Below are 6,650 nucleotides of genomic sequence, written 5' to 3'. Positions count from 1 at the left end.
CACCCCCCAGGTCATCCCTTCGACAGGGGGCAACAGTCATGCCGGGCCCGGAGGCCAGCGGCCCTCTTGCAGGACCGCGAAGAAGATAACGGGGGGACCCCCTTCGCCGCACCGGCCCCGGACCCGAGTACGTCCCGTACGAGGGCCTGGGGCCGGCACGCCGAGAGCACGCACCTGACGCCGCGCGGCCGCCCTCGGGCGACGACGCGAACAGTCAGACCGGACCTAGCGTTCCGAACGGCGCATCGTCCCCCACTGCGCCTCCTGCCGGTCGACCTCCGCCCGCGCCTCGGCGATGACGCCGGCGTCGATCCAGCACACCGGCTCCACGTCGACCACCAGCGGTTCGTTGTCCGGGCCCCGGCCCCGCTCCCTGCCTCTCAGCACCCAGGGGCGGACGCCGGGGCCCTTGTCGTGCGGCAGGTGCGCGTAGTCGTACAGACGTCGCGCCACCCACAGTTCCACCGACCGGCCCTCCCACCACTCCTCCACGTCGAGGGGGTTGGCCGACAGTCCGGGCATGGGGACGCCGGTGAGTTCGTCCGTGCTGGAGGTGGCGCCGACGTCGATTTCCGGACCGCGCGACCAGCGGACGTACAGACCTCGGCGCCCCTCGACCAGGGCGGCCAGGTCGCCCAGCGAATGCACGACCGGCAGGTCGTCCGATGCGCTCATCTCGTGACTCCCGCGCTTCCCCTTGTTCGCCTGTTCAGGCGCTCGGGGTACCCGGACGGCGCAAGCGGAACCGCATCCGGAATATTCCGTTCCAGGCAGCCGCCCGCCGGCGGCCGCACGCGCACGGCGGGGCGGGTGGAAAGGGGATCGAGGACACCACCGCGGCGAGCGGTGCGGGTCGCCCGCCGCCGTACCCCGGACGCGCCGTACCGCCGACGCGCCGGGGCGGGCCGGGCCGGCGCATCCCGGGCGCGTGCCCTCCAACAGGTCGAGTCGGGGCCCGGCGACCGCCCGGTTCGGCCCCCGCGCGGGCGGACCGCAGTAGGCTCCGCCACGACCCGCCCGCCTTCCAGGGAGGCCCCGTGAGCGTCCGTGTCCGCCGCGTCTACGAACCGCCCGAGCCCGACGACGGTGTGCGCGTCCTGGTGGACCGGCTGTGGCCGCGTGGTCTGTCCAAGGAGGACGCGCACATCGACGAGTGGCCCAAGGTGATCACTCCGTCCACCGAGCTGCGCCGCTGGTACCACGCGGGCGAGGGGTCGCACGAGGAGTTCCGGCACCGGTACGAGACGGAACTCGGCTCACCGGAGGCCGCCGAGGTCCTCGATCGCGTCGGGAACCTGGTGCGCGAGGGCCCGGTGACGCTGGTGACCGCGTCGAAGGTGCCGGAGAAGAGCCACGCCACGGTGCTCGCCGACCTGCTGCGGTCCCGCGCCGGGTAGGCGAGGCGCCCCGGTCCGGCCCGCCACGGTCCCGGACCCGGCAGGCGGCACCGGTCGCCTGCGGGCACATCCGGACGGCGCGTCGCGGCGCCGGGCCGGGCAGGCGAGGTGCTGCGGTCACGCGCGGCACCGGCTCCCTGCCCGCCCGTCTCCCCGGTCAGGCCGTCTGCCGTGCCGCGGCCCGTCCCGCCGCGCGGCCCGAGAACAGGCAGCCGCCGAGGAAGGTGCCCTCGAGCGCGTTGTACCCGTGGACCCCGCCCCCGCCGAAGCCGGCGACCTCCCCCGCGGCGTACAGCCCCTCGACGGGCCGACCGTCCGTGCCGAGGGCGCGCGAGTCGAGGTCGGTCTGGATGCCGCCGAGGGTCTTGCGGGTGAGGATGTGCAGCTTCACACCGATCAGCGGCCCGGCCGCCGGGTCGAGGAGGCGGTGCGGGGCCGCCACCCGGCTGAGGCGGTCGCTGAGGTAGCGGCGGGCGTTGTGGATGCCCTGGACCTGGGCGTCCTTGCTGTACGGGTTGGTCATCTGCCGGTCGCGGGCCTCGATCCCGCGCCGCACCGCGGCCGCGTCGAGCAGTGGCTCGTCGGTCAGCTTGTTCATCTTCTCGACGAGCTGTTCGAGGGTGCCGGCTACGACGAAGTCGGCGCCGTGCCGCAGGAAGTCGCGCACCGGCCCTGGCGCGCCCCGGCCCAGCAGCCGGTCGCGCAGCACGGCCTTGCGGTCCTTGGCGGTGATGTCGGGGTTCTGCTCGGAACCCGACAGCGCGAACTCCTTCTCGACGATCTTCCGGGTCAGGACGAACCACGAGTGGTCGTGCCCGGCGATGTCGTCGGTGCCGCGCAGGTGCTCGAGGGTGCTGAGCGTGTCGTAGCCCGGCAGGCACGGCTCGGGCAGCCGGCGGCCGAGGGCGTCGAGCCACACGGACGACGGTCCGGGCAGGATGCGGATGCCGTGGCCGGGCCAGATCGGGTTCCAGTTCTGCAGGCCCTCGGTGTAGTGCCACATCCGGTCGCGGTTGACCAGGCGCACACCGGCGGCGGCACTGATGTCGAGCATCCGGCCGTCGACGTACGCCGGGACACCGGTGACCATGGTCCTCGGCGGAGTGCCGAGGCGTTCGGGCCAGTACCGGCGCACCATGTCGTGGTTGGCGCCTATGCCGCCGGTGGTGACGATCACCGCCTGCGCGGTGAGCTCGAACTCCCCCACCGGATCGCGGTTGGAGGCGACACCACGGGGCGCGCCGTCGCCGGCCAGCACGGTCCCGCGCACCCCGCGGGCCGCGCCGCCCTCGATCACGAGCTCGTCGACCCGGTGGCGGTGGTGGAAGGTGAGCAGCCCGTCACGCGCGGCCTGCCGGGCGTGGTCGGCGAACGGCTCGACGACGCCGGTGCCGGTGCCCCAGGCGATGTGGAAGCGCGGTACGGAGTTGCCGTGCCCGTCCGCCCGCAGGTCGCCGCGTTCGGCCCAGCCCACCGTGGGCAGCAGCGTGATCCCGTGCCCGGCCAGCCAGGAGCGCTTCTCCCCCGCCGCGAACTCCACGTAGGCGCGCGCCCAGCGCACGGCCCAGGAGTCCTCGTCGTCCAGCCGGTCGAACCGCGCGCTGCCCTGCCAGTCGTTCCAGGCCAGCTCGACGGAGTCCTTGATGCGCAGGCGCCGCTGCTCGGGCGAGTCGACGAGGAACAGCCCGCCGAAGGACCAGTAGGCCTGTCCGCCGAGGTTGGCGGCGTTCTCCTGGTCCACGAGGGCGACCCTGCGGCCCCGGCTGGTCAGCTCGTGCGCCGCGACCAGGCCCGCGAGACCCGCTCCCACCACGATGACGTCCGCTTCCATGGCGACCGTTTCCTTCCTCATTCGGCTCGTACGGCAGTGGCGCCGCCGTCCGTCAGCAGCGCGGTGAGCAGCTGCTTGAGCCAGGTGCGAGCACGCTCGACGTCCTGGTCCAGCAGCAGTTGGACGGTGACCCCGTCGTAGGCGGCGACCACCGCGTGGGCCGCGCCGTCCACCCCGCCGAGCGCGGCGGGCGGTCCGCTGCGCCACCGGGCCCGTGCGAGCCGGTCCGCGATCGCCCGCCGCAGCCGTGCCCGGTGTTCCAGCAGGGTCCGCGCCACGGCGGGGTCGCGGGCGGCGTGCGCCAGGAAGTCCGTCTTGACCAGCAGCCAGTCCAGGTCGAGCAGGAGCACCTCGGTGACCCGGTCGACGGCGGCCGGCACGTCGAGGACCGGCCCGTCCAGGGCGAGCGCCCCGGCGACCTGCTCGGCGATCAGCTCGGCGCGCTCCCGGTACAGGGCGAAGAACAGCTCGTCCAGCGTGGCGAAGTTCGAGTAGAAGGCGCCCCGGCTGTAGCCGGCGGCCTCGCAGACCTCCTCGATGGACACCCGACCGAAGCCCTTGGCCGCGAACACCGTGAACGCGGCGTCGAGCAGGTCCGCCCGGGTGCGCAGCCGCCGCTTGGTGACGCGCCGGGCCGTTCCCTCCGCCGCCATGTCCGCCTCCCGATCCGGATACAGGAATGTATCCGATACATCGATGTATGCGAAGGGGCGGCGGGCAGACGGTGGCGGGAATCGACAGAGATCATCGACGGGAACACATTTTCGATTCAGCGGTACGCTGGCAGCATGACCGCGCACCATCTGCAGGGCTCCCTCTTCGACCAGAGCGACGAGCTGCGGCTCGCTTCCCTGGCCGGGCTGCGCCGCACCGAGCTGGGCTCCGGGGCGTGGATCGACGTCCTGCCGGGGTGGCTGTCCGGCGCGGACGCCCTGTTCGAACAGCTGGCCGCCGAGGTGCCGTGGCGGGCGGAGCGCCGCACGATGTACGAGCATGTCGTGGACGTGCCGCGGCTGCTCGCCTTCTACGGCGCCGGCGACCCGCTGCCGCATCCGGTACTCGACGAGGCGCGGGACGCGCTGTCCGCGCACTACGCCGGCGAACTGGGCGAGCCGTTCACCACGGCCGGGCTGTGCCACTACCGCGACGGCCGCGACAGCGTCGCCTGGCACGGCGACCGGATCGGGCGGGGAGCGCGTCAGGACACGATGGTCGCCATCCTCTCGGTGGGCACGCCCAGGGACCTGCTGCTGCGTCCCGTGGGGGGCGGCTCCACGGTCCGCCGTCCGCTCGGGCACGGCGACCTGATCGTCATGGGCGGCTCCTGCCAGCGGACCTGGGAGCACTGCGTGCCGAAGACCACCCGGGGCACCGGCCCGCGCATCAGCATCCAGTTCCGCCCGGCCGGCGTGCGCTGAGCACCGCGCGCCGTGCGTCCCGGCCTCCCCGAAGGCGCCACCCGCGCCCGGGGTCCGTGCCGCCGCCCCCTGCCGTGCAGGGGGCACGTCTGGTTGGCTGTCCCCCGTCGGGCAGTCACCTGATTGCGGGGAGAGTCGATGCGCGCGGACGTACGGCAGGTCGCCGAGGGCGCCTATCTGGTGCACGGCAGCAACACCAACTGGGTGCTCCTGACCGACGGGGACGCGGTCACCCTGGTCGACACCGGCTACCCCGGCGACCGGGAGCGGCTGCTCGACTCGCTGGCCGCGGTGGGCAGCGCGCCGGAGGCGGTGGCGGCCGTGCTGGTCACCCACGCCCACAACGACCACCTGGGCTCGGCCGAGTACCTGCACCGCGTGTACGGCACGCCGGTGTACCTGCACGAGGCGGAGGTGCCGCACGCCCGCCGGGAGTTCCTGCACCAGGTGTCCGTCGGGCGGGTGCTGCGCAACGGCTGGCGCCCGGGGGTGCTTCCCTGGGCGGTGCACGCGCTCCGCTCCGGCGGCACCGCCCACGTCCCCGTCACCGCGCCCGAGCCGTTCCCGTCGGCGGGGCCGCTCGACCTGCCCGGGCGGCCGGTGCCCGTGCACACGCCGGGCCACACCCGGGGCCACGCCGTCCTGCACCTGCCGCACGCGGGCGTGGTGATCTCCGGCGACGCCCTGGTCAGCGGCCACGCCACCTCGCGCGTCGCGGGCCCGCAGCTGCTGCCGGACATGTTCCACCACGACCGCGCCGGGGCACTGGCCTCGCTCGCCGTACTCGCGGACCTGGAGGGCGACGTCCTGCTGCCCGGGCACGGTCCGCTGCACCGCGGATCCGTGAAGGCAGCCGCGGAACGCGCCCGGGACCGCGCTCCGCACGGCCGTTAGGCCCCTGCGGTGTCCCCGCACCATTCCGTCCGGCGCCCGAGTCCGGGCCCGAGGACCCGGGGGCGCCGCAGCGGACGACGCCCTCGGTGAGCGACATGTGGGAGGGCGCCGTCACTCCGCCCCGCGCCGTGCGCGACGGCGCCCCTTCTCCGGACGCGCGCTTCCCGGACGCGCGCTTCCCGGACGCGCGCTTCTCAGACGCCCGGTTCTCGGACGTGCCGTTCCCGGACGTGCGGGACGACGGCGACCGGGCAGCCCGCGTGGTGGAGCATGGCGTGCGCCACCGAGCCGATCCGCGCGCCCACCGCCGTACGGTGCGCCCGGCGCCCCACGACCAGCAATTGGGCCCGCCCCGACACCGACAGCAGCACCTGTCCCGCGCTGCCCATCTCGACGTGCTCGACGACGTGGACGTCCGGGAAGAGCTTCCGCAACGGCTCCACCGCGGCCGCCAGCGCCTTCTTCTCGAACGGCTCCAGACCCCCGGCCTCGTCGAGGAGCTTGAGGGAGCCGGGGCTGTAGGCGAACACCGGCGGCAGCGCCCACGCCCGGACGACCCGGACGGTCGCGCCCCGGGCCGCAGCGATCTCGAAGGCGAACCGCAGTGCCGCCGCGCTGTCCTCGGGGTCGCCGTGCTGGCCCACGACGACCTCCCGGCCCGCGACCTCGGCGGCGGGCTTGTCGTCGGCGCGCACCAGGACGACCGGCCGCGCCGCCGCGGCGATCACCTGCTGCCCCACCGAGCCGACGAGGAAGCCGACGACGGCTCCGTGGCCGCTCGAACCGAGCACCAGGATCTCGGCGTCGGCCGCCGCGGCCACCAGGGTCTCCACCGTGTCGCCCTCGACCACGTCCGTGGCGACGCTCAGGTTCGGATGGCGCCCTGCGACGCTCCGGACGGCCTCGCCGACCGCGTCGCGCACCCACCGCTCCTGCGCGTCCCGGTCCGCGGCGCCGGCCGCCTCGTACGGCTCGAAGCGCCAGACGTGCACCACCCGCAGGGCCAGGTCCCGGCGCACGGCCTCCCGGGCCGCCCACGCCAGCGCGGCGCGGCTCTCCTCGGACCCGTCGAACCCCGCCGTGATCGGGCGCCTCATGCCGTGTGCCTCC

Annotated in this window: 7 protein-coding genes; 3 read left to right on the top strand and 4 right to left on the bottom strand. The window is 74.6% G+C overall.

What is annotated here, in order from left to right; genetic code table 11:
• Positions 1-225: 225 nt before the first annotated feature.
• Entirely contained in the window at positions 226-675 is a 450-nt protein-coding gene (locus ABZ920_RS27015) for a DUF6098 family protein (RefSeq protein WP_361510168.1), read from the bottom strand.
• Positions 676-1,037: 362 nt separating this feature from the next.
• Between ABZ920_RS27015 and ABZ920_RS27010 the strand changes: the two genes are divergently transcribed.
• Positions 1,038-1,397 carry a DUF488 family protein gene (locus ABZ920_RS27010; RefSeq protein ID WP_361510165.1) on the top strand — a complete coding sequence of 120 codons (360 nt, stop codon included), beginning with the start codon at positions 1,038-1,040 and terminating at the stop codon, positions 1,395-1,397.
• A 157-nt stretch (positions 1,398-1,554) separates the two neighbouring features.
• On the opposite strand, the gene ABZ920_RS27005 is transcribed toward ABZ920_RS27010, so the two are convergent.
• Entirely contained in the window at positions 1,555-3,228 is a 1,674-nt protein-coding gene (locus ABZ920_RS27005) for an FAD-binding dehydrogenase (protein ID WP_361510162.1), read from the bottom strand.
• A 17-nt stretch (positions 3,229-3,245) separates the two neighbouring features.
• Complete coding sequence (locus tag ABZ920_RS27000) at positions 3,246-3,881, bottom strand: TetR family transcriptional regulator (protein WP_361510159.1); 636 nt, start codon at positions 3,879-3,881, stop codon at positions 3,246-3,248.
• A 135-nt stretch (positions 3,882-4,016) separates the two neighbouring features.
• On the opposite strand from ABZ920_RS27000, the gene ABZ920_RS26995 reads away from it, so the two are divergent.
• Positions 4,017-4,646: an alpha-ketoglutarate-dependent dioxygenase AlkB gene (locus ABZ920_RS26995; RefSeq protein WP_361510156.1), complete on the top strand. Its 630-nt coding sequence runs from the start codon at positions 4,017-4,019 to the stop codon at positions 4,644-4,646.
• A gap of 138 nt (positions 4,647-4,784) precedes the next feature.
• On the top strand, positions 4,785-5,540 hold the full coding sequence (locus tag ABZ920_RS26990) for an MBL fold metallo-hydrolase (protein WP_361510154.1): 756 nt from the start codon (positions 4,785-4,787) through the stop codon (positions 5,538-5,540).
• 194 nt (positions 5,541-5,734) lie between these two features.
• Here the strand turns inward: ABZ920_RS26990 and ABZ920_RS26985 are convergent, their stop codons facing one another.
• Positions 5,735-6,637, bottom strand: coding sequence for a universal stress protein (locus ABZ920_RS26985; protein ID WP_361510151.1), 903 nt, complete (start codon positions 6,635-6,637; stop codon positions 5,735-5,737).
• Between the last annotated feature and the right edge of the window lie 13 nt (positions 6,638-6,650).

Source organism: Streptomyces sp. NPDC046831 (genome assembly GCF_040645305.1).
In the GTDB taxonomy this organism is placed as follows: Bacteria; Actinomycetota; Actinomycetes; order Streptomycetales; family Streptomycetaceae; genus Streptomyces.
Note: the sequence above shows the minus strand (reverse complement) of the source record. Positions and strands in the feature narration are given on the sequence as shown.